This window comes from Arthrobacter sp. NicSoilB11, from assembly GCF_019977375.1.
Classification (GTDB): Bacteria; Actinomycetota; Actinomycetes; order Actinomycetales; family Micrococcaceae; genus Arthrobacter.
Window position 1 is genome coordinate 88711 of the sequence record NZ_AP024657.1, and the last position, 23030, is coordinate 111740.

Consider the following 23030-nt stretch of genomic DNA (forward strand, 5'->3'; position numbering starts at 1 on the left):
GGAACGGGTAATACACGTGACCACAACAACCGGCATCTTGCCGTCAGGAGCAGCAGCATGATCGGCATTTGGGCACTCGGCGCCTACCTTGCCGTCATCCTGCTCTGGACCACGGCCTTCAAGCGGAGCGTGGGCGAAGCCATGATCCTTGGCTTCCTGGCCGTCCTTCCCTTCACCGGTGCCGCAGCAGCGGCAATCGGCTGGGACGCCCTGTACTCTGCCATCACCGACGAGATCGTGTACGCCACCATGGCGTTCGTCTTCATGGGCTACCTGCTGGACAAGGCCGGCGTGCTGGACCGGCTGATCGACCTGCTGAACTCCCTGATCGGCGGGGTCAAGGGCGGGCCGGCCTGGGTCTCCACGGTGGCCTCCGCAGGCCTCGGCGGCGTGGTCCACAACCAGGCGGCCATCGCCGCCACGGTGGGCTCGGTGACCATTCCCTGGATGGAGAAGTCCAGGCTGGACAAACCGTCAGCAGCCACGCTGGTGGCGGGGAACGCCGGCATGGGCATCACATTCCCGTTCAGCGCCTCGATGTTCGTCCTGGTCGGTTCCGCCACCGTGGGACCGCTGCTGGACATCAACGCACTGGTCCTGCCCCTGCTGTTCGGCGGACTGTGGTGCTTCCTGCACCGGCTGGTGGTCACTTGGCTGCTGGTCCGCAAGAGCGGGATGACCCCGCTGGACGCCGCGCACCGCCTGTCCGTCCGCTCGGCGTTCGGCCGCGGCTGGGCCACCCTGCTGCTGTTCGTCGTGGTGGCCGTCCCGCTGGTCATCACCACCGGCGCCATCGCCAAGAGCCTGTCGGAGTGGACGGGCGGGGACGTTACCAAGTCGGTCAGCGTCATCGTCTGGATCCCGGTGGTCCTCATCATCACCGGTCTCCTGCTGGGCAGGAAAACGCTGCCCCGCGACGGGCGCGGCTGGTGGGCGCTGCTCCGGGAATCCGCTCCGCGGTTTGGAATCGTGGGCGTCACCGTGGTGTTCGCCTTCGCCGGCGCCAACGCCCTGGCTGCCACCGGCCTGCCCAAGCAGATGACCTCGCTCCTGAACGGGATGAACCTGCCGCTGTGGCTGCTGGCCATCCTGATCGGCCTGATCGTCATCGCGGTGGCGGCCCCGCTGTCCGCCACCGCCACCATGGCCGCCGTGGGGACGGTGGGAGTGGCAACCCTGGTGGCCGCCGGGGTTCCGGCCACCACCGCGGCCGTGGCCGTGCTGGTGTTCTCGTCCTGCGAAGCGGCGGTCCCGCCCGGCGGCGCCCCGCTGTACGTGGCCTGCGGCATCGCTGACGTGGACCCGCTCAAGACCTTTGCCCGCCTGCTGACCCATTACGCCCTGCCGCTGCTGGGCATCGGCGTCCTGATCATCCTCGGCATCCTGCCAATCTAGGAAACATTCCATGAACACCATCCGAAGGGCCATCGAAGTCCTCTTCGTCCTGACGCTCGCCGCACTCCTGGGCGGGGGCATCCTGTTCGTCCTCGGCCAGGCCATTGGCCTGGTTGCGGGGCAGGCCCAGTGGCTCACCCTGCTCAATGACGCCATCAAGACACCCATCTGCACGCTGCATCCGTCTGCGCCGTTGCCGGGTTCCTGCTCAGCTACAAGCGCCGCCAGCCCCAGGAGCAGCACCAGAAGGCCGGTGCACGGTGAATGCCGCTGAAGGAATATATCCGGATTTTGAAGGTCTGCTGCAAAGGGAGGGCCGCCTGGCCGGCACCTCCTGGGGCCTCTTTCCGCACCAGAGCCGCGGGACGCCGTCGTTCATTACACCCCAAGGTGTGCTGGATGCCCGGCAGTGCATCCGCACCGGAACGGTGTTCGGCCTGGACTACCCGGCTGACGCCTTCGATCCCGGGATGTCCCTCAAGCGCGGCGCCCCGCGGCACACCATCTACTCCTCGCACCCGGCGCACCGGGACGACTACTACCTTCAGGGGTCAACCCAGATTGACGGGCTCAGGCACCGCCGGGCCGATGATGTCGGTTTCTACAACGGCACCCCGGATGACCGGATCACCGAGGGCACCCCGGACCTCGGCATCCAGGAATGGGCGGAAAACCCGATTACCGGCAGGGGCGTGCTGGTGGACCTCGAGGGTCACCGGGACGAAGCAGGGGAGCCCATCGACCACGCGGGCGGGGAACCACTCACCCTGGACCTGGTGGAGTCCGCCTTGAAGGCCCGGTCCCTCTGCACCCAGCCCGGGGATATCCTCATGCTCCATACAGGCTGGTGCGAATGGTTTCTGGGTCTGTCCGCGGAGGACAAGCAGCGCATCCGCCAAAGCCGGAAGGCCTCAGGCATGGCGCAGTCCCGGGAGTTTGCCGCCTGGGCGTGGGATAACCGCTTTGCCGTCCTCGCCGCCGACAACTTCGCCCTCGAGTGCCTGCCCGCGGTCCCGGACAGCCCCTACCGGCATTCGGCCGCCAACGACAACGGCATGATGCACCAGCAGCTCCTGGCCAAACTCGGCCTGCCACTCGGGGAACTATGGAAGCTGGGACCGCTCGCCCGGCATATGCGCAGCACCGGCAGATGGGACGCCTTCATCACCATTAAGCCGCTGAACATCACCGGGGGCACGGGCTCCCCGGCCAACGCCACCGCCATCACGTGACGTGAGGAAGGGGCGCCGTCGGACGCCCTCCTAGGGAAGCCGCGACGGCCGCAGCAGGCTCGCCCGGCCCGCCTGGGCCGGGTCCAGCGGCACCGGGCTGACCAGCACGGCCGGACCCCGGTGCAGCAATCCGCTGGACAGGGCACGGCAGCGGATGCCGCCGCGGCCCCGCATGGCCGGGTGCGCCCCCGGTGCCAGCATCCCGTTCATCCACGCGCACGGTTGGGCGTGCCGGCCGCCATGGAACGAAACAGCCGAGCCGCCGGACTCCAGCGCAAAGTCCTGCCCCAGCAGGGGAGCCAGCTGCGCTCCGCGGAGCACCACGTTCCGCCGGGTCAACAGGGGATTGAACGGCCCGGCGCCAAGCTCCGCGGCGATGGCCTCAAGGGATTCGACGGCGAACAGGGTCACCGCCGCGTCCATGTGGGCGGCCTTCCCGAAGAACCTGTCGCCCACGATGCCCTTGCCGGCCACCACCTCTGCCGTCTGCGCATCAGTGGTGGGAACGTCCGCCGCGCCGTCCCGGGCGCGTCCGAAATAGGCGTGCGCGGGCGACACCAGCAGGTGCAGGATCTCGACGTCATAGCGGTAGGTTTCGGGCATAAGCCCAGCGTAGGCCAGCGTTCAGCCACCCACGTACGTGGCCAGGTGCTGCCCGGTGAGCGTCGCCCGCCCGGCCACCAGCTCGGCCGGCGTGCCCTCGAAGACGATCCTGCCGCCGTCGTGCCCTGCGCCCGGACCGATGTCGATGATCCAGTCAGCATGCGCCATCACGGCCTGGTGGTGCTCGATGACGATAACCGACTTGCCGGAATCCACCAGCCGGTCCAGCAGGCCCAGGAGCTGTTCGACGTCGGCCAGGTGCAGGCCCACCGTTGGCTCGTCCAGGATGTAGGTGTCACCGGTCTCCGCCATCTGCGTGGCCAGCTTGAGCCGCTGGCGCTCGCCGCCGGACAGGGTGGTCAGCGGCTGGCCGAGGGTGATGTAGCCCAGGCCGACGTCCGCCAGGCGTTCGAGGACTTTGTGGGCGGCCGGGGTCTTGGCCTCGCCCCCGGCAAAATAGGCAAGGGCCGCGTCCACGGACATGTCCAGCACGTCGGCAATGTTCTGCCCGCCCAGCGTGTATTCGAGGACGGCGGGCTGGAAGCGGCGCCCCTCGCAGTCCTCGCAGGTGGACTCGACCGTGGCCATGACACCCAGCTCGGTGAAGATCACGCCCGCGCCGTTGCAGGTGGGGCAGGCGCCCTCGGAGTTGGAGCTGAACAGCGCCGGCTTCACGCCGTTGGCCTTGGCGAACGCCTTGCGGATGGGCTCCAGCAGCCCGGTGTAGGTGGCCGGGTTGCTGCGCCGGGATCCCTTGATGGCGCCCTGGTCGATCACGATCACGCCCTCGCGCCTGGCCAGTGAGCCGTGGATCAGCGAGCTCTTCCCGGACCCGGCCACGCCCGTCACCACGCACAGCACTCCCAGCGGGACGTCCACGTCCACGTTGCGCAGGTTGTTCGTCGAGGCCCCGCGGACTTCGAGTGCCCCGCTGCGTTCGCGGAACGAATCCTTCAGCCGGGCCCGGTCGTCCAGGTGGCGCCCGGTGATGGTGCCGCTGGAACGCAGCCCGTCGACGTCGCCCTCGTAGACAATCTCGCCGCCGCCGGTGCCGGCCTTGGGGCCGAGGTCGACGACGTGGTCGGCGATGGCGATCATCTCCGGCTTGTGCTCCACCACCAGGACGGTGTTGCCTTTGTCCCGAAGCTGCAGCAGGAGGGTGTTCATCCGCTCGATGTCGTGCGGGTGCAGGCCGATGCTGGGCTCGTCGAAGACGTAGGTGACATCGGTGAGGGAGGAACCCAGGTGGCGGATCATCTTGGTCCGCTGCGCCTCGCCGCCGGAGAGGGTGCCGGCCGGGCGGTCCAAGGAGAGGTAGCCCAGGCCGATTTCGGCAAAGGAATCGAGGAGGTCCCGCAGCCCGATGAGCAGGGGACGGACGGAGGGCTCGTCCAGGTCGCGGATCCACTGCGCCAGGTCACTGATCTGCATGGTGCAGAGGTCCGCGATGTTCTTGCCGTTGATCCGTGCGTTGAGCACTTCCGGGGTGAGCCGCGTCCCGCCGCAGTCGGGGCAGGTGGCGAACGTGACCGTGCGTTCCACGAACCTCTTCACGTGCGGCTGCATGGCCTCCACGTCCTTGGAGAGCATGGACTTTTGGATTTTGGGGATGATGCCCTCGAACGTGAGGTTGACGCCCTCCACCTTGATCTTGGTGGGCTCGGCGTAAAGCATCGTCTCCAGCTGCTTCTTGGTGAACGTGGCGATGGGCTTGTCCATGGGCAGGCCCATGCCTTCGAACAGGCGCCCGTACCAGCCGTCCATGGAGTAGCCGGGGACGGTGAGCGCGCCTTCGGCGAGGGACTTCGACTCGTCGTAGAGGGCGGTCCGGTCAATGTCGCTGATGTTGCCCATGCCCTCACAGCGGGGGCACATGCCGCCCAGGTAGGTGACCTGGCGGACCACGTTCTTTTCCACCCGGCCGCCCTTTTCGGTGCTCATGATGCCGCTGGCCTTGCGGGTGGGAACGTTGAAGGAGAACGCGGTGGGCGGGCCGACGTAGGGTTTGCCCAAACGGCTGAACAGGATGCGCAGCATGGCGTTGGCGTCGGTGGCGGTGCCCACGGTGGAGCGCGGGTTGGCGCCCATCCGTTCCTGGTCCACGATGATGGCGGTGGTCAGTCCCTCCAGCCGGTCCACGTCGGGGCGGGCCAGGTTGGGCATGAAGCCCTGTACGAACGCGCTATAGGTCTCGTTGATCATGCGCTGCGATTCGGCGGCGATGGTGGCGAAAACCAGGGAGCTTTTGCCTGAGCCGGACACACCCGTGAATGCCGTGAGCCGCCGCTTGGGCAGCTCAAGGCTGATGTCCTTGAGGTTGTTCTCCCGCGCCCCCTGGACGCGGATCAGGTCGTGGGTGTCGGCGATATGGGTCCCGGCCTTCGTGGCCATGCCCTCGTCGGTGGTGATGTCCGTGCTCAAGATGTCCCCCTTCTCCCGGAGCGGCGCGGAGGGAAGCTGCGCTGGCAGCCTCCCTCCGGCGTCGTCCCTTATATACGTGAATGGTTATATGCCTAGGACTGCTGGTTGATCCGGACGGTGTTTCCCGCGGGGTCGCGGAACGCGCAGTCGCGGATGCCGTACGGCTGGTCGATGGGCTCCTGGACGACGTCCGCCCCGGTCGCCTCCACTTTGGCGAACGCGGCATCCACGTCCGGGGAGGACAGGACGATGGTGGCGTAGGTGCCTTTGGCCATCATCTCCGTGATGGTGCGGCGCTCGTCGTCGGTGATGCCGGGGTCTACGGCCGGCGGGTGCAGGACGATGGAGACGTCCTTTTGGCCTGCGGGGCCAACGGTGATCCAGCGCATGGTGCCCTTGCCCACGTCGTTGCGGATTTCGAAGCCCAGGGCCTCGCGGTAGAACGCCAGCGAGGCGTCCGGATCGGTAGCGGGAAGGAAGGTTGAGGAAATGTTGATGTCCATGGCAGTCATGCTAGTAACGGCTCGGGGGCGGACGCTTCTCGATTCCTGACCGGTCTGGTGACCTGCTTCGCCACGCAGGCGGGGATGCCCGCCGTCGCGCTTTGCGCTTCCTGCTTGTAGATGCTGGGCGGCATCCCCACCAGTTCGCTGAAGCGGGTGCTGAAGGTTCCCAGCGAGGAACAGCCGACGGCGAAACACACGTCGGTGACGCTGAGGTCACCCATCCGGAGCAACGCCATGGCCCGTTCGATGCGGCGGGTCATGAGGTAGCTGTAGGGGGATTCGCCGTAGGCGAGTTTGAACCGCCGGCTGAAATGGCCCGCGGACATATGGACGTCCCTGGCGAGGGATTCGACGTCGAGCGGCTGGGCGTACTCCCGGTCCATGCGGTCCTTGACGCGCCTCAGCTGGGTGAGCTCGCGAAGGTAGGGATCGGAAGCGGGACTGGTGGTCACAGCTCTGATCGTGCTACGCGGGAGGGGTCTTGTCCACCCTTCGGGCGGTGGGGGATTCGGCGTCAAAGTGACCCTCGGCAGCGGGGTATGATTGTGCCGCTGCCAGCGCATGAGGTCCTCGCCCGAACAGGGCTCGAGGCAACGCAGAGCTGGCGAAACCAAACCCTGAATCACCATCTTCAGCCCTGCCCGGATACTGCGCAGGCACCACTTTGGAAGGACACCATGGAACTGCTGTGGGAAATTGCCGGCTGGGCAGGCGCTGTTGCGATTCTCAGTGCTTACCTTGCGGTTTCCATGGGCTGGCTGAAGGCAGGCAAGGGTTTCCAGACGGCCAACCTGTTCGGATCCGTTGCCTTCATCATCAACGGGACGCTGCACGGGGCATGGCCGTCCGTGGTTACCAATGTGGCGTGGTTCCTGATCTCTGCCGTTGCGCTGGTCCGCATGCGTTCCGAAAACCCAGCTGCTGCCGTCGAGCCGGCGCAGGTTCAGTATCCCGGTGTCCCCGACACCACCGGCCAGATGACGGTTGTTGAGGCCCTGACCGGTTCCATGCCCGTTGTGGCTTCCAGGCCTGTTGGGGGTTCCGCCCCGGTTGGAGCGGACGGGCCGCGCCTGGCGTTGTAGGGTTCGACGGCGGCCCGCGCGTGGTGGCGGCGGTTACAGCAAAGGGTGTGGCTGGTTTGTCAGATTTCCGGCCCGCCCGGTTGCCCGTTCCACGATTTCCTGTGCGATCGCGTGCACCTTGCGGTTCGTATCCTGGCTCAGCTGGCTCATGAGGTCGTAGGCCTTGTCGGCGTCAATGCCGGTGCGCCCCATGAGGATGCCTTTGGCCTGCTCAATGACTGCCCGGCTGCGGGCTGAGGCGGCGACCGCCTCGGTAGCCAGTTGGTGCCGGTCGGTATGAATCGATGTGGTGAGGTCCACCACCACGCCCCAGACGCCAACAGGGGTGTCCCCGTCCCCCTCAAGGATGAAGTCCGCGGAGTAGAGCAGTTTGTGTTGACGGTCCTTGCGGTCCCGGATGGAAACGTAGATCGATGATGGGCCGCCAGCGGATGAGACGTGGTCCCAATACGCCTGGACCCGGGGCCGGTCTGCCGGCTCGATGTGGGCCATGGCCATGTCCATGGAGGGGACAACCTCGCCGCGCTCATACCCGTAGATCCGGTACAACCCGTCCGACCAGCGGAAGATGCCGTCCGCGAAGTAGTACTCGACCAGTCCGGTGGGACAGTCGAGAAAGACATCATTCGGGATATCGACGGATCCAAGTCCTGGAAAACTGCTGCTGGAAGTCACTGAAGGGCCATTCGACGTGCTGTGTCCCGGCTACCCCCGGCCTGGACGTGAAAGCAACAGAATATAGCAGCGGCCCCCACCCCGCGGATCCCGCACGCATGAGTGCGGGATCCGTGGGGCGTGGGCGGGACGGCGCCGGTTGTTACCTGGCGTCCTCTACGAGCACCAGGTCGCGGCCATTCGTTTCCGGGGTGAAGAACGTGGTGGCGAACGAGATTGCCGCCAGGACCAGCGAGTAGACCGCCGGGACCAGCCAGGAGTGGTTGGTCACTGCCAGCAGTGCCACGCCGATCATCGGGGCGAAGCCGCCGGCAAGTACGGCAGACAGCTCGCGGCTGAGGGCCACGCCGGTGAAGCGGTGCTGGGAGCCGAAGAGTTCCGGCAGCAGCGCGCACTGCGGGCCCAGCATGGCCTGCACGCCGAGGGCGATGCCCATCACCATGACCACCCACACCAGGGTGACATTGCCCAGTGTGACCAGGTAAAAGGCCGGCAAGGCGATAACGGCCTGGAAGAGTGCGCCGTAGCGGTAGACGGGAACCCGGCCGAAACGGTCGGACAGGGCGCCGAAGGCAACAACCATTACCGCGGCGAAGCCCGCGGCAATCAACAGGCCCGTGGGGCCGATGAACTTGTCGCCGGCGAAGACACCTGCAGGCATGCTGATGAAGGACACCAGGAGCGCGGAATAGATGGACGAGTTGCCGTTTTCCCCCATCCGCAGGCCGATACCTATGAGCACGTTTTTCTTGGAATGCTTCCAGATCTGGCCCACAGGGTTTTTGGCCACGGCCTTGTGCTTCTCGAGTTCCTGGAAGACCGGCGTCTCTTTGAGCCGAAGCCTGATGAAGACGGCAATCGCAATCAGGACGACGCTTGCCAGGAACGGTACGCGCCACAGCCAGGCCTGCAGGACTGCCTTGTCCGCCAGCGCCATCAGGGCAAATGTCCCGGCGCCCAGGAGGGTGCCCAGCTGGATGCCAACGAACGGCAGCGAGGCGAAGAAACCACGACGGCGGCGCGGAGCCACCTCCGAAATAAGGGTCGTGGCGCCTGCCTGCTCGGCGCCGGCGCCAAGGCCCTGCAGGATACGCAGGGCCACCAGGAGTACCGCACCGAGCATTCCCGCCTGTTCAAAGGTGGGCAGGAGGCCGATGGCGCAGCTGGACAGGCCCATCAGGCCGATGGTCAGGATCAGCACCATCTTCCGGCCAAAGCGGTCACCAATGTAGCCGAACACCACGCCGCCGAAGGGCCGGGCGGCGAAGCCGACGCCGTAGGTGGCGAAGGAGGCGATGACTGCTCCACTCTCACCCAGTGGTGCGAAGAAGAGCGGGCCGAAGATCAGGGCCGAGGCAAGGCCGTAGATGTAGAAGTCGTAGTACTCCAGGGCGGAGCCCACGGAGCTGGCAAGAGTTGCCCTTCGCAGCTGGTCCGGATCGACGACGGCGCCGTCCGCGGTGGCCTGCGGTGATTTAGTACGAGTTGTCACGAGAACTCCCTCTAACGCACTCCAGGCCCCCGTTGGCCTGGTGGGATAGCGACAACGCCCATTGCGTCGATCACTATGCTGAACACGATACAGCAAGTTGAACAACTGGCAATAGTCTCTGGCTGTTATATGTCGCAGAAGGCCGCCGCTTGGCGTTCAGCCCATCGGGTTGCCCAGCGAGTGGGCCAGTTCCTGCAGCTCCTTGACTATCTGGGAACCCTGTTCCGGCGTGTAGGTGGCTTTGAGGGCCGTGACGGACAGGCCCAGGCTGGGGCCGTGCGCGCCCCGCGTGGGAACGGCAACGGCCAGGCAGACCACGCCGGTGGTGGATTCTTCGTCCTCGAAGGCAAAGCCCTGCTCGCGGATTTCCCGCAGCTGCGCCTTCAGCTCCGCCCCTGTCCGTAAGGACTTTGGCGTGAGGACGGGCAGTTCTGCGTCATCGGGGAACATCTCCTCGATGTCGTGCACATTCAGCCGGGCGATCAGCGCCTTCCCCACTGCGCAGAGGGATACGGGCATCTTGTCGCCGATATTGGAGGTGAGCCGCACGGCCGGGTGGCCCTCGTACCGGGCAAGGTAAATGACGTTTGTTCCGTCCAACATGGCGATCCGGACCGTCTCGCGGGAAAGGACGGAGGCCTGTTCGCAGTAACGGTAAAACTCCTGGACTTCGTCCATGCGGCCCAGGTAGGCGGCACCCAGTTCCACCAGCTTGCGGCCAAGGGTGAACTCCGAGCCCTGCCTGCTGATCAGGCGCGCCTCCTCCAGGGCCAGCAGGAGATTGGAGGTGGATGACTTGGGAATTCCCACTTCGCGCGAGAGATCGCTGAGCGTCAGCCGCCCGGTTGCCGAGGCGGCCAGGGCATCCAGGACGGCCGCGGCGCGGGTGACTGCGGGCGCCGGAGAGGCGGTTCCCGATTTTTCGGATGACGCAGGAATGGGGGAATCGGCCATGATTCTCCTTGGGTTTGCCGGGGCGGGCTTCGCTGTTGTTCAGTCCTCTGAACGTTATCCATCTTAACGTCCTGCGACGCCCGCTGACGCCGGCCCGGCTCAGGCCACGCGGTTGCTCAGGGTTCCAATGCCCTCCACCGTGATGTCCACACGGTCCCCGGGCTCGACGGGAACCACTGTGGCGGGCGCTCCGGTCATCACCACGTCGCCGGGTTCCAAGGTCAGCCATGAAGTGACATAGATGAGGCAGTCCACCACCGAGGAGGGGAGGTTGAAGGTCCCGGAAGTGGCCTTTGCGGCCCCATTGACGTAGACGTCGATGGCCACCCTTTCGGGATCCGGGAGTCCGGTTTCTATCCAAGGGCCCAGGGGTGTGTAGTTGACGCCGGCCTTGCCCTGGAAGTTCCGCTCGTCCACCGCGTTCTGATCCACGTTGGTGACGTCGTTGACGCAGGTGTAGCCGAAGACGTGCTCCAGGGCGTTTTCCGCGGTCAGGTTGGCGGCGGTCCTGCCCATCACGACGGCGAGTTCACCCTCGGCATTGACCGTGCCTTGTCCACGGACCGCGGTGATGGCATCGCCCGGCCCGGCGATGGTGTGGACGGACTTGTGCCACGCCTGGATGGGCAGGGGATGGTCATTCAAAGTGCGGTTATGGCCAATGCCCAGGACGACGGCGGGCCTCACCGGGGCGAGGAATATTGCCTCGTTGTGGGTGGTGGCACCGCCGGTGTAGCGGAGGCTTTCCTCAAACGGGTCGACGATGTGGTCCCAGCCGCTGTCGCTCTCAACGGCGTAGTGCGGACCAGCTGCTGTATTTAGTCTTGCGATGCGCACCGGTTCTCCGCCCCGTCCTAGTAGAAGTGGACCGTGTCCACGAGGTGGGGGAGATCCCCACCGTCGAGGAAGGTGCGCAGGTTGCTGCAGAAGCGCTCGGTGATGAGTCGGTTCTCGGCTGCGCTGAGGGCCGAGGTGTGGGGCGAAACCATGACCCGGGGATGGTTCCATAGCGGGCTGTCCTGCGGCAGCGGCTCCACGGCGAAGACATCCAGGCAGGCGTAGCCCACCTGGCCGTTGTCCAGTGCCTCCAGCAGGGCGTCCTCGTCCACCACGGTGCCGCGGCCTACGTTAACGAACGTCGTGCCGGGCTTCATGGCGGCGAACAGTTGGCGGTTAAACAGCTTCTCCGTGTAGGCAGTGCCGGGCAGGGTGTTGACGACGGCGTCTGCCGTGGCCAGGAGGGCAGGAAGGCCGGCGTTGTCCACAACCTGATCGATCCCGTCGATGGGCTCTACGGACCGTTTGGTGCCGCTGACCTTCATGCCCAGTGCGCGCGCGATCCGGGCCGTTTCCAATCCGATTTCCCCCAGGCCGCTGACCACGAGGTTGGAGCCGTTGACGAGCCGGGTGGGGACGCGAAGGGTGGGCCAGGCCTTCGCCGCCTGGTCCTGGGCAAGTTCGGAACTCCGTTTGAAGCCGTTCAGGATTCCCATCGCAGCGAATTCCGCGAGGGGCAGGGCGTGCACTCCGGCGGAGGTGGTGATCCTGAATTTCTGCAGGACGTCCTGGCTGAGGCCGGACGCCTTCACCGCTCCGCCCGCTCCCGCCGCCATGGCATGGATCCATTGCAGTCCGGGATTGTCGCGGGCGATGCGGGCAAGGCCCGCAGGGCTTTCGTTGGGGAATCCGTAGAGCACTTCGGCGCGGTTGAGCATTGCCCAGTAGCGCTCCTCCTGCTCGTCGGTGCGTTTGAAGGCGGGATCGCCGGCGTGGTCGGCTGGATAGCGTTCCGGGGGCAGGAGGTCGGGCTCGTAAAGGACGGTAATCGAAGGATCAATGGCGCGAATCTGGTCCACAAGCTCTGCTTCGAGCGGGACGGCGATGGCTACGGTCGTACGGGAAGTCATCTGTTCACTATAATGGATAACGTTCGGTAGGTTGGACTTCGTAGGACTTCTGTGAAGCTTGCGAGCCCTGACAGGCGCCCTGGTAGTTGGGCACCGAACTAACTGGTTCCCGGCTGGGACAAACCTTGGCTGCGTGTCAGGTTGGGATCTATAGAGGTTGGATTAGCACGTCAGGAAAACGGGTTTCCGACTTCAACCTGACGTAGCTCATACGCCTGGCTGACGTCAGGTTGGGGTGTGCCCCAACTATGCAAGTGCGGGAGGAACCTGTCTCGAAGCCCTTCCCTGTGGTGCTCCCCGCAAGGCTTGTCTTAAACGCGGTTAGAGGCAGCGGTTCATGTTTCAGCCGTGGAGAACAGGGACTAAGTCAGACAGCTCCTCTCAGCGAGGCAGAAGTCCGATGCAGTTCGTGTAATTACTGGACGGCATGCACTCTTGGGAGTACTCTCACCGCTAACCCTAGACAGAGGTGCATCATGGGCAAGGACGCCAATGACGGGCAGGTTGACGCAACCGGACGCGTGCTGGGCATGAGCGGAGTTGCTATTCTTGCCGTCGTGTTATTGGCGGTGGTTATCATGATCTCTTTCATAGTCCCACCCCTGATGGACCGGGAGAATAGACCAACCGCGGAGATGGCGCTTTCTGGATGGCTGGTCGTGGGATCGGTCGTCCTTCTCGTTGTTCTGATGGCTGTTGCACTCTTGTCGAATTTTGTGATTGGAAATAGATCGATACCAGGGCCTTTGGGCATGCCAGAGGGATCAGTAAGCGCTGTCATCGCCTTAATGCTGCTCTTGATTTTTGCAATAACCTCTATTTACCTTTTTAGTCAGTTGCAAGGTGCGGAAAATAATGGCCGCGATTCCTCGGGGGTGACCTCGGCAGTACTGCAGGGACTCCCGCAGGACAGGATTCTTGAACTACGGGTCGAAAATCCGGCCGCACCGGTGGCGGACCGCACCTACACTGTAAAATTGTCGGCGACGAACCGCGTTAGCGTCGATTTCGCACAAGCAACCTCATTGACGATCGGAACATTGCTGACGGCCGTGGCGGGATTTTATTTTGGGCAGCGTGCCACGCAGTCTGGCATCAAGCAGGCCAAAGACATTAGGGACGGCCAGCGTTCCAAGGCACAAATCGATGGGAAGACGCAGCAAGACATGGCGGTAAGTACCGGGAAAAAGAACGGGGAGAAGACACCTCAAGAAAACCCGAACTTCGGCGGCGAGCCGCCGAAGGAACCTTAGAAAGAGCACCATTCCCTAACAGGGGGCCCTAGTCAGATGACGATCTAGGAAATCACAGTTCTGGTGGGATACGGCGCTTCTTCGAAAAACTGGTGGTTTCCTATTCACGGGGAGGACGTGTGATGGCCGGAGAGCTGGAGTTGGCGGAGTTGGTAGCGGGCCTGCGGGCCGAGCTTGAGCGGGCACGTGAGGACGGCGCGAATGCCGGTATCCGTTTTGCAGTGGGACCGGTGGAGTTGGAGCTAAGCGTTGTCACGGAGAAGAAAGGGACCGTCGAGGGCGGCATAAAGTTCTGGGTCGTTACCGCCCAAACGGGCGGCGAGATATCCATGACCGGCACTCAGCGCATCAGGCTGACTCTCCAGCCCAGCACAGGGGAGGGCCCGTTGGATATTGGCGATGAATCGAAACAGGGCGAGCGGTAAGGATAAGCACGGTGCCCGTTGGATGGGACGTTCGCCGAGTAGCGGAGATTATCTCTACCTTCCCGGATGGTCGGGAAGAGCGCGGTTCCGGGTACCGAATAACCGAGGCCCGGGTGCTGACTTGCTGGCATGCGGTGAAGGACGCTATAAGGGTCCGGGCCAGATTCGAAGCCGGCACTGTGGAACCTTCTGCCACGGAATGGGAAGTAAATGCTGGCCCCCCGGTCTTCCTAGGAAATGATATAGCTGTTCTTCCGGTTGCAGCCCCTGAGGACATGAATGCGCGTCCTGTGTTCGTTCCTGCCTACGGACGGGTCAGAGCAGGGCTTGCGTATCCCTCGGCTGTCGCGGTGGGTTTTCCCTCGGCCCAGGCACGGGAAAATCTCAAGCGTGCGGACGGGTCTGCTGCTTCATATCGGGACTCCAAACAGGCCATAGGGAATCTGACCCCTTTGAGCCAGTTGAAATCAGGCAACTGGGAGTTCAGCGTCAGCAACCCCCCACCCGGGAGCACGCAACCGGATAAATCATCTTGGGCGGGCATGTCCGGGGCATCAGTATGGGTTGCTGAGCGTCTGGTCGGGGTGATAACCGAAGACGTCCATCCGAAAGGCGCGAACACCCTCACGGTCTCACCGCTGGCCGGCCTCTGGGAGCTTCCCCCGTCCTTAGCTGCTGGTTCGCTTGAGGAGTTTTTTGAGTGCAGCGATCCGGCCGCTTGGGTGGATGTTTCGGTCGCGGACAGCCTCCAGTCGGTGCTTTCAGATCATTACCGGCAGGTACTTGATATTGCCCCGGAGGGCGGGGCGAAGGACCGGCAGCAGGAACTGTCACGGATGACCGCGTTTTGCCGGGACGAAGTGACAGAGGGGTATTGGTGGTGGCGGGCTCGTCCCTGGGCGGGAAAGACCGCGCTGATGGCAAGTTTCGCCGCGGAGGCGCCGCCGGACCTGCGGGTGGCCTCGTTCTTTATCAATAGTCAGCGGGAGAGCCGGCGGGACAGCCGCGCGTTCAGTGAAGCGATTCTGCCCCAGCTGGATGCTTTGGCAGGAAATGTTCGACCGACCCCCGTCACACCGGGTGCGGAGGATCAGACATTGAACCGGTGCTTGGATGCTGCGGCAAAGGCCTGCCGGGAGCAAGGAACCCACTTAGTGCTCGTGGTGGATGCCTTGGATGAAGATAATTGGACCGATATTGGCGGCATCAGGCCAAGCATTGCTTCTCTGCTGCCCACCAGGACCCCTTACGGCCTGCGGGTTCTGGTTTCCAGCCGCTCGAACCCGGAACTCCCGGTTGATGTCCCCGCCAACCACCCCCTCAAGGCGGAGACAGTCAGACATGAACTCCTTCCATCTCCGCATGCTGCGGAAGTAAAAGAAAGGGCCACGCAGGAGACCAAAAAGATTCTTGGAAGTGAGGGAATCGAAAACGAAGCCCTGATCCTCATCGCCTTGGCCGGTGCACTCTCACCCAAGGAAATCGCAGACATCACCCGTGGGCGCTCCTTCAAGGTTGAGGACGTGCTATCCCACTGCCGTGTCCTCGCAGGCGAAGACCGGCACTTCATCGAAGATACCCCGGAACGGGTTTACGCACTCTCCCATACCACCCTGCCGGAACTCATAAAGGATCTTCTGGGAGAGGATGAAGTGCGCGTCTATCAGGGCCGGATCAATGAATGGGCAAGAAAATACAGCCGAGACGGATGGCCGGACGCTACGCCAGCGTTCTTTCTCACAGGGGCGTACCCTAAGTTCCTTGCCTCCGCGGGCGAGCTGAAACTGCTGGTCGAGTGGGCACTGGACCGTCAACTCCAGACCCGCCTCTGGCAGCTAACCGGTAGCAGTCTGCAGTCGCTGGAAGACATCCGGCTGGCACAGGACCAAAACATCAAGAGGCGGGAGATCGACCTTGCGGCGGCTTTGCGGCTTTGCATGATGCGCAACGAAATCGAGGCCGCCACGACAAACCTGCCCGCCCGGATACCGGTACTCTACGCTCGGATGGGGCAGCACCGCAGGGCATTCATCCTGGCCATGAGCATCAGGGATTCGTCTAGTAGAGAGCAATCGCTCACTGAGATGTCGCAGGTGCAGGCCGACACCGGGCATCTCCATCAGGCCAAGAGCACGGCAAGCGCCATCACCAACCCCCGGGCCCGGTCTGTTGCGTTGGTTCGCATCGCGCGGGCGTGGGCGGGTGCCGGGCAAGACCCCATCCCCGCCCTCGAAGACGCCTTGGACGCAGCCCGCAGCATTAACGACCCTATGTGGCGGTCGAAGGTGCAGCAGGACATCGCGCGGGCTTTAGCGGACGCCGGGCAGGACCCCGCCCCTGTTTTTGAGGAGGTTCTGGACGCGGCCCGCAAAATCGACGACTACGAGGACGACGCCTTTGACCCTGGACGGCGACCGAAGGCGCTGCTGGAAATCGCGCGGGTTATGACGGAGACCGGGCAGGATGCGACGGCTGTCTTTCAGGAGGCCGTGGACACAGCCCGCAACGACGATCCTGCGCGGCGCCCGCAGGCGCTGCTGGGCATCGCCCGTGTGCTGGCGGACATCGGTCAGGATGCGGCCCCCGTCCTCCCGGATGTCCTAAACGCGGCCCGCAACATCGATGACCCTGGGTGGCGCTCTTTAGTGCTGCTGAACATCGCCCGGGTGCTGGCGCGCCTCGGGCAGGATGCGGCACTCGTCCTCCAGGACGCCTTGGACGCGGCCCGCCACGAGCTTGTCCCTGAGCAGCGTTCGAAGGTGCTGCTGGACATCGCGCGGGTCTTAGCCAGTGTCGGGCAGGATGCAGCCGCTGTCCTTCAGGAGGCCCTGGACGTTGCCCGCGAGGTTGATGAATGGCGCCGCTCTGACGTGCTGCTGGACGTCGTCCAGGCCTTGGCAGACACCGGGCAAGACTCGGCCCCCGCCCTCCGGATTGCCCTGGCGACAGCCCGCAGCATCACCGACCCTGGGCGGCGATCGAAGGCGCTGCTGGACATCGCGCAGGCTTTGGCAAACGCTGGGCAGGATGCAGCCACTGTCTTTCAGGAGGCCCTGGACGCAGCCTGCAACATCGACGACCCTGGGTGGCGCTTGAAGGTGCTGCTGGATATCGCGCGCGCCTTGGCGGACGCCGGGCAGGGCCCGGCTCTGGCCCTCCAGAATGCCCTGGACGTTGCCCGCGAGGTTGATGAATGGCGCCGCTCTGACGTGCTGCTGGACGTCGTCCAGGCCTTGGCAGACACCGGGCAAGACTCGGCCCCCGCCCTCCGGATTGCCCTGGCGACAGCCCGCAGCATCACCGACCCTGGGCGGCGATCGAAGGTGCTGCTGGACATCGCGCAGGCTTTGGCAAACGCTGGGCAGGATGCAGCCACTGTCTTTCAGGAGGCCCTGGACGCAGCCTGCAACATCGACGACCCTGGGTGGCGCTTGAAGGTGCTGCTGGATATCGCGCGCGCCTTGGCGGACGCCGGGCAGGGCCCAGCTCTGGCCCTCCAGAATGCCCTGGACGCAGCCCGCGAGGTCGATGAACGGCGCCGCTCTGACGTGCTGCTGGACATCGCGCAGGCCTTGGCAGACACCGGGCAGGACCCGGCCCCCACGCTCCAGGATGCACTAACCGCGGCCTCCACCCTGAGCCCCCGACTGGACTCAGGTGCACTGGAAAACCTCGCTCAGGGACTGAGAGAGAGCAACCGTATTACCCAAGCCCTCGGCTCGGCCTATAGCATTCCCGACCCCAAACGACGTTCTATGGTGCTGCTGGATATCGCGAAGGCAATGGTGCACACCGGGCAGGATGCGACCTTCCTCTTTCAGGAGGCCCTGGATGCTGTCCGCAGCATCGACGACCCTGGGCAGCGCCCGAATGTGCTGCTGGACATCGCGCGGGCTATGGCGGACACCGGGCAGGATGTGACCTCCGTTTTTCAGGAGGCCCTGGACACGGGCCGCAACTACTATGCGAGCACCGACGATGCTCCTATAGGCGTCAAATCTCATCCCGGGCTCCGAGTGTGGGCCTCCTCCTGTCGCATATCTCGTAGCAGGGTTACCCTGAGCCATGGCTGGTGATGATCAGATTTGGGGAATGCCTAGATTGTTTCTGCGGATCGTAGTCGGCGTCCTGGTTGGGGTTGTCGCCGGGCTGCTAGGCGGATGGCCGATTGGTTTGACCTTTGCCCTGATCTTTTTCCTTCTTGGGTGGGCAGCAAGAAAGGGCCAGCGGCAGAAAGTGGAGCTAGAAGCCTACCGAGAGCAGTGGCTAATCAAGCGCAGGACCGGCAACCATGGCGGGCCGCCGCCGGAGTAGCTCTCTACGGACGTGGTTTGGGGGGAGACGAGGCTGTCACCTAATTCTGGCCCGGCTGGACGGCTATGACGGCCCCGCTGAGCGGCTGACCGGAGCCGAAGGTTCTTCTCACCGTTTTGTTGGAGTTGCTACCTGCGACGTGGATCAACCGAGGTGTGGAGCTTGTCCCCGCTAGCGACGAGATATTTCAAGGGGGACGGTCCCGTTGATGGTCGCGATGTAGATGGCCATGAAGGCGTATCCGAGAACGTAGACCAGCGTATAGGGCCACCTCGTTTTGGCTTGAGCATCTGCGGGGAGAGCCCTGCGTCCGTCATTGCTGGCGAGCCTGGTCCGCAGGTCCATGACCTTGACACGGTATAGGAATAGCGACGATAGAAAGAGCGCTGCCGCGATGAAGGCCAGCGCGGGTATCCCGACGAAATTGGTAGTCAGGGGAAGAATCATCGCCAGAAGACAGAGGCCTGCGTTGCAGAAGACGTTGATCACGCCAAGGATTCTATCCATCCGCGACTCCCTCTTCAGAGGAAATCTGTACCGTCCCCAGTAAGCTCCAGCCTGGCCAACAAAAACAGCAAAGACATAGATCAGGATTCTATTCACGGCTCACCACAGACTGAATGCATCGGTGGCCTTGGGGTAGCCAAGTTCCTCCAAACATGCGAGCACGGTGGCGGGCTCGCGTGTTACGAATGTCCATGGGCGACCGACCACGGGTATGGCTCTGACACCTTGGTAGGGAGCTAACCATGTCCGCACATGCTGGATCTCCACTACGTCTTCACGCTTAAGAATCCAGGGTCCAAAGAACCGCGCCAGGCCATACGAGAGGCTGAATTCCAACGCTTCCGCCGTCGGGCTCAGCACCAGCATCCGAAACTGCGGAGAGACCGAAAAGACCACCGGCTGGTTTCCCCACATCTTGGATAGGGCTCCCCCTTTCACCGGTATGGTCCCGCCGCCGTCGAAGTGCTCCTCCTCAAGAAATACTTCGGGGGGTGCCGGTTCTTTCCTCAGGTTGGTGACGGTCATTGCGATTCCGACCAGCGCGAGCTGTACTCCGGAGATTATGAGCTGGCCGCGCGTGGGATTCATGGCAGCGAAAATGACCGCCGTGAGCAGAAGAAAGAGCTCAAGAACTGTGATCCTGATTCGAGGGATCCGCCACGATTGACGTTCCTGCGCATTCATCGCGGCCCCCGACGCCTGATGTTGACGGAATGGACAGCCAACTGGTTGATCACAGGCTCATCTTGGCATGAGCGGGGCGAATCGCAAGCACATCCGCTTCAGGATTGAGGCCGCCGGCGAGGGAACTCTTATTCCCACCTTCAGCAGGGAAGCCCAAATGGGAATGTACGAGTGCTGAAATTAGCAGAGGAGATGAGTGATTCCGGGTTGCTCTAGCGAAACAAGCCACGTCCTCGGCCAAGCCGGGTGGAGAGCTAAGGAGACGCGAACGTCACCCTTTAGGGCTTTGCCAACCTTGCGGCCAACGGCTCATCTTGGGTCGTTTCTTTGCGTTGCTGAACTAACCATTCGCGATATGTCGAGGCCAGGCTGTCGTTGCGGATGTGTCCGCGTTCCAGACGGGAAATGATGGAAACCCACTGGCCAAGTTCGAGGGCTGCGGTCGTGATGGTGATCCCGAATTCGGTCCGCATTTGGCGGAGGTCGGAGTTGTTAGGTGCTGGCCGGGGGTTGGTGATCTGGCGGTAGATTTCTCTGGCTGCGTAGCGTTTGAGGCAGCGCATGATTTCGCGTTTGCTCTTGCCCTCGGCCGTGCGTTTAGCCACGTAATCCTTGGTTCGTTGGCACGAGGCCATGCGGACCAGGACTACCTGGTGCAGGGCGTTATTGGCGCTGCGGTCGCCGCCTCTACTGAGCCGGTGGCGGGTTGTCTTGCCTGATGAGGCTGGTACCGGGGCGACCCCGACGAGGGATGCGAATTGGGCTTCGTTTCCCAGCCGGTCCGGGTTGTCGCCGAAGGTGATCAACAGCTGACTGGCTACTTCGCTCCCGACACCTGGGAGATCACACAGCATTGGAGCATAGCTGGCGAGGATCTCCTTGAGTGCCACATCAGCGGCCTCGATTTCTGTGGCCAGCGCTTGGCAGCGTGCTGCCAACGCCTTGAGCGTCAGCAGGGTCACGTATTCGGGGTCAGCCAAGTGTCCCGAAGGCCTGGTTCGCTGCAAAGCGGCGATCAAAGCGGTGGTAGCCAGCGCCCGGTATTTCGCCCGGACTTTGTCCGGGGACGAAACGAGGAGCGCCTTGATCTGGTTGATGGCCGCGGTCCGGGCCTTGATTGCTGATGCACGCCCGGAACGCAGGATCCGCAGGCATTCAACGGGGCCGTCCTTGGCCTTCGGGATCGCCTTCGTCCGTCCCTCGAGTACCGACTTGGCCGCCTGGTAGGCATCCAGCGGGTCGGATTTCCCCTTGAGCCGGCGGGCGGCCCGATTTGGGCGGTTTACCTCCAGCACGGTCAGTCCTTCACCCCGGAGGGTTCTGGCGAGCTCGGCGCCGTAGGATCCTGTTCCTTCGACCCCGACGGCGGTGACTGTGCCGTAGGAGGTGATGAAGTCGATGATTTTCCGGTATCCGGATCCCACGGCCAGGAATTCCTTGTCCGCGAGGGGTTTGCCGTGTTCGTTGATGACGGCTACGTGGTGTGTGTCGGCGTGGGTGTCGATACCCGCGATGACTTTTGTTGGTTCGCTTGCCAAGATGGAAATGCCCCTCAGTCGCGTCGAATGCTGATTGATCGGGCGCGGGCCAGGTGGGCAGACAAAACGGTAATGGGACTGGTCGTATCAGGCTCCTATGAGGTCATGTCCGCCTGGCTCGACACCCCTTGTAAACGACCTTGAGCCGGCGGACAGATCGTCGGGAAGACAGTGCCGCCTGGTACGTCAATTTTTGGCTGGGTCACGCCGGCTCAAGGACTGTTCCAGTATTACCGTTTTGGCTTGCATCATGCGGGCACTGGCGGACGTCGGACAGGGTTCGGCCTCCGTCTTTCAGAGCGTCTTGGACGCCGCCAGCAGCACCGAGGACTGGGGGCGCCCGCAGGTGCTGCTGGACATCGCGCAGGCGCTGTCGGACACCGGGCAGGATGCGACACCCGTCCTCGCGGATGCCTTGGAGGCAGCCCGCCACATGCGTGTCCCTGAGCAGCGTTTGAAGGTGTTGCTGGGTATCGCGCGGGCCTTGGCTGACACCGGGCAGGATGTGACCTCCGTTTTTCAGGAGGCCTTGGGCGCGGCCCGCAACACGGAGGTATGGCGGCGCGATGACGCCTTGATGGAAGTAGCCCGGGCACTGGCCGATGCCGGGCAGGATGCAGCCACCGTCTTTCAGGGTGTCCTGGACGCAAGCCAGAATATCGACGACGCCGGGCATCGCTCGGCTGTGCTGCTGGTTATGGCGCGGACCTTGACGAACGTGGGGCGGGATGCGGCCTCCGTCTTTCAGGAGGCCCTGAGCGCTGCCCGCAATGCCGAGAACTGGCGGCGCCCTTACGCTTTGTTGGAAATAGCCCGGGCACTGGCCGGCACCGGGCAGGAGGCAGCCCCCGTCTTTCAGGAAGCCCTGGACGCTGCCCGCAATGCCGAGAACTGGCGCCCCTACGCTTTGTTGGAAATAGCCCGGGCACTGGTCGACACCGGGCAGGAGGCAGCCCCCGTCTTTCAGGAAGCCCTGGACGCTGCCCGCCACATCGATGGCTCTGACTCGCGCTGGCGGGCGCTGAGGGACATCGCGCGGACCTTGGCAGACCTCGGGCAGGATTCGGCCCCCGTTTTTCAGGAGGCCTTGGACGGGGCCCGTAACATTGACGACAGTGGGAGGCGCTCTGAAGCACTGCTGGACATCGCGCGGGCCGTCGCTGACACAGGGCAGGATGCAGCCTCCATCTTTCAGGAGGTCCTGGACACGAACCGCAATACAGTTGGCATCGCGCGGGCGCTACTTGATGCAGATCTGGTGGTGGAGGCTTTCAGATGTCTCGAAATGACGCCCCACCCCAGTGAAGCCGGCGGCAAATTGTGGTTGGAGATTGCAGGAAAGGCCTTCGAATCAGGGAACACGACGTTAGCACGCAGCGCGGCCGCATATTCTCTGGCTATGTCCTCATGGGACTCCACCATTGGCACCATAACCAAGATCGATCCTGAATTGTGGACGGAAATTGAATGCTTTGCTCGGACTAAAGGGTAAGGACTGGTCGAAGCTCCAAGACTTCTGACGTTGTTCCCAGTCAACCTTCCACGAGTTCTAAGGCCTGCTCGAAGGAACCGTATTTGAACCCGGCCGGTGTTCGCCAGCTGGAAGCCGCCGGATACCTGGAGAAGGTCCAGGTCGACCACCACGGGGACACGCGTGGTGCGACCCCATCACCCAGGGCAATGCACTGGCGGTTGCAATTCCCGGAAGCATGATCAGCCGCAAGACAGACGATCGGCTGGTGAATGAACTGGTGGAGCGGGCCCGACTGACGGTCGGCGCCCGGCGCGGGCCTCTCGGAGGTTCCAGCGGTTTTCCTGGCTAGGAGGAGATCATGGATGCCTTGGCCCACACGGCTCATTCTGACCATGCCGAACACTTTGCGTCGGTGGCCGACATACCAGGCTCCGATGTGCCTTTTGACCCCACCTTCATGGAAATTTCTACCGTGAACCGAGTGCTGGCTCAGCACTTCTGACATACGGAATCCGGGAAAACGTCACGAATGCCGCAGGCCCAGCCACCCAGCCCTTTTCCGGGCCTT

General features: G+C 63.6%; 21 protein-coding genes. 9 read left to right on the plus strand and 12 right to left on the minus strand.

Annotated features, from left to right (window positions below; all coding sequences use genetic code 11):
* Positions 1–57: 57 nt before the first annotated feature.
* Genes LDO14_RS00455 through LDO14_RS00465 form a run of 3 tightly spaced genes read left to right on the plus strand, consistent with a single transcriptional unit; the run spans position 58 to position 2627 of the window.
* On the plus strand, positions 58–1395 hold the full coding sequence (locus LDO14_RS00455) for a TRAP transporter large permease subunit (RefSeq protein ID WP_223993224.1): 1338 nt from the start codon (positions 58–60) through the stop codon (positions 1393–1395).
* A gap of 10 nt (positions 1396–1405) precedes the next feature.
* Positions 1406–1669 (plus strand): hypothetical protein, encoded by a 264-nt coding sequence (locus LDO14_RS00460; RefSeq protein WP_346656243.1) that lies wholly within the window; start codon positions 1406–1408, stop codon positions 1667–1669.
* Positions 1656–2627: a cyclase family protein gene (locus tag LDO14_RS00465; protein ID WP_223993225.1), complete on the plus strand. Its 972-nt coding sequence runs from the start codon at positions 1656–1658 to the stop codon at positions 2625–2627. Before LDO14_RS00460 ends, LDO14_RS00465 begins: the two co-directional genes overlap by 14 nt.
* Before the next feature lie 30 nt (positions 2628–2657).
* Here LDO14_RS00465 and LDO14_RS00470 read toward each other — a convergent pair whose 3' ends face one another.
* The 4 genes from LDO14_RS00470 to LDO14_RS00485 form a co-directional block, all read right to left on the minus strand.
* The gene (locus LDO14_RS00470) at positions 2658–3230 is read right to left on the minus strand and encodes an MOSC domain-containing protein (protein ID WP_056389528.1); all 573 of its coding nucleotides are present in this window, start codon (positions 3228–3230) and stop codon (positions 2658–2660) included.
* A 21-nt stretch (positions 3231–3251) separates the two neighbouring features.
* Entirely contained in the window at positions 3252–5621 is a 2370-nt protein-coding gene (locus LDO14_RS00475) for an excinuclease ABC subunit UvrA (protein WP_223995342.1), read from the minus strand.
* Positions 5622–5743: 122 nt separating this feature from the next.
* Positions 5744–6163, minus strand: a complete 420-nt coding sequence (locus LDO14_RS00480; protein WP_223993226.1) for a VOC family protein — start codon at positions 6161–6163, stop codon at positions 5744–5746.
* Positions 6160–6609, minus strand: coding sequence for a helix-turn-helix transcriptional regulator (locus tag LDO14_RS00485; RefSeq protein WP_018770355.1), 450 nt, complete (start codon positions 6607–6609; stop codon positions 6160–6162). The genes LDO14_RS00480 and LDO14_RS00485 overlap by 4 nt, the downstream gene beginning before the upstream one ends.
* A gap of 225 nt (positions 6610–6834) precedes the next feature.
* Between LDO14_RS00485 and LDO14_RS00490 the strand changes: the two genes are divergently transcribed.
* Entirely contained in the window at positions 6835–7239 is a 405-nt protein-coding gene (locus LDO14_RS00490) for a YgjV family protein (protein ID WP_223993227.1), read from the plus strand.
* 33 nt (positions 7240–7272) lie between these two features.
* On the opposite strand, the gene LDO14_RS00495 is transcribed toward LDO14_RS00490, so the two are convergent.
* The 5 genes from LDO14_RS00495 to LDO14_RS00515 form a co-directional block, all read right to left on the minus strand.
* The gene (locus tag LDO14_RS00495; protein WP_223993228.1) at positions 7273–7914 is read right to left on the minus strand and encodes a PAS and ANTAR domain-containing protein; all 642 of its coding nucleotides are present in this window, start codon (positions 7912–7914) and stop codon (positions 7273–7275) included.
* Between the two features lie 142 nt (positions 7915–8056).
* Positions 8057–9406, minus strand: coding sequence for an MFS transporter (locus LDO14_RS00500; RefSeq protein WP_144601409.1), 1350 nt, complete (start codon positions 9404–9406; stop codon positions 8057–8059).
* A 156-nt stretch (positions 9407–9562) separates the two neighbouring features.
* Positions 9563–10360 carry an IclR family transcriptional regulator gene (locus LDO14_RS00505; RefSeq protein WP_018770351.1) on the minus strand — a complete coding sequence of 266 codons (798 nt, stop codon included), beginning with the start codon at positions 10358–10360 and terminating at the stop codon, positions 9563–9565.
* Positions 10361–10459: 99 nt separating this feature from the next.
* Positions 10460–11197, minus strand: coding sequence for a fumarylacetoacetate hydrolase family protein (locus LDO14_RS00510; RefSeq protein WP_223993231.1), 738 nt, complete (start codon positions 11195–11197; stop codon positions 10460–10462).
* 17 nt (positions 11198–11214) lie between these two features.
* The gene (locus tag LDO14_RS00515; RefSeq protein ID WP_223993232.1) at positions 11215–12267 is read right to left on the minus strand and encodes a D-2-hydroxyacid dehydrogenase; all 1053 of its coding nucleotides are present in this window, start codon (positions 12265–12267) and stop codon (positions 11215–11217) included.
* Positions 12268–12743: 476 nt separating this feature from the next.
* Here LDO14_RS00515 and LDO14_RS00520 point away from each other — a divergent pair, with 476 nt between their 5' ends.
* The 3 genes from LDO14_RS00520 (at position 12744) to LDO14_RS00530 (ending at position 18021) form a co-directional block, all read left to right on the plus strand.
* Positions 12744–13520 (plus strand): hypothetical protein, encoded by a 777-nt coding sequence (locus LDO14_RS00520; protein ID WP_223993233.1) that lies wholly within the window; start codon positions 12744–12746, stop codon positions 13518–13520.
* A gap of 122 nt (positions 13521–13642) precedes the next feature.
* Complete coding sequence (locus tag LDO14_RS00525) at positions 13643–13945, plus strand: trypco2 family protein (protein ID WP_223993234.1); 303 nt, start codon at positions 13643–13645, stop codon at positions 13943–13945.
* A gap of 452 nt (positions 13946–14397) precedes the next feature.
* Positions 14398–18021, plus strand: a complete 3624-nt coding sequence (locus LDO14_RS00530) for a hypothetical protein (RefSeq protein ID WP_223993235.1) — start codon at positions 14398–14400, stop codon at positions 18019–18021.
* A gap of 409 nt (positions 18022–18430) precedes the next feature.
* Here the strand turns inward: LDO14_RS00530 and LDO14_RS00535 are convergent, their stop codons facing one another.
* From LDO14_RS00535 to LDO14_RS00545, 3 genes are all read right to left on the minus strand, one after another.
* The gene (locus LDO14_RS00535; RefSeq protein WP_223993240.1) at positions 18431–18862 is read right to left on the minus strand and encodes a hypothetical protein; all 432 of its coding nucleotides are present in this window, start codon (positions 18860–18862) and stop codon (positions 18431–18433) included.
* A gap of 3 nt (positions 18863–18865) precedes the next feature.
* Positions 18866–19450, minus strand: a complete 585-nt coding sequence (locus LDO14_RS00540; RefSeq protein WP_223993242.1) for a hypothetical protein — start codon at positions 19448–19450, stop codon at positions 18866–18868.
* A gap of 278 nt (positions 19451–19728) precedes the next feature.
* On the minus strand, positions 19729–20988 hold the full coding sequence (locus tag LDO14_RS00545) for an IS110 family transposase (RefSeq protein ID WP_223993244.1): 1260 nt from the start codon (positions 20986–20988) through the stop codon (positions 19729–19731).
* A 250-nt stretch (positions 20989–21238) separates the two neighbouring features.
* Between LDO14_RS00545 and LDO14_RS00550 the strand changes: the two genes are divergently transcribed.
* Together LDO14_RS00550 and LDO14_RS00555 are read left to right on the plus strand one after the other, a co-directional pair.
* Entirely contained in the window at positions 21239–22480 is a 1242-nt protein-coding gene (locus LDO14_RS00550) for a hypothetical protein (protein ID WP_223993246.1), read from the plus strand.
* A gap of 340 nt (positions 22481–22820) precedes the next feature.
* A complete protein-coding gene (locus tag LDO14_RS00555; RefSeq protein ID WP_223993248.1) occupies positions 22821–22964 on the plus strand; it encodes a hypothetical protein in 144 nt (47 codons plus the stop codon).
* Positions 22965–23030 lie beyond the last annotated feature (66 nt).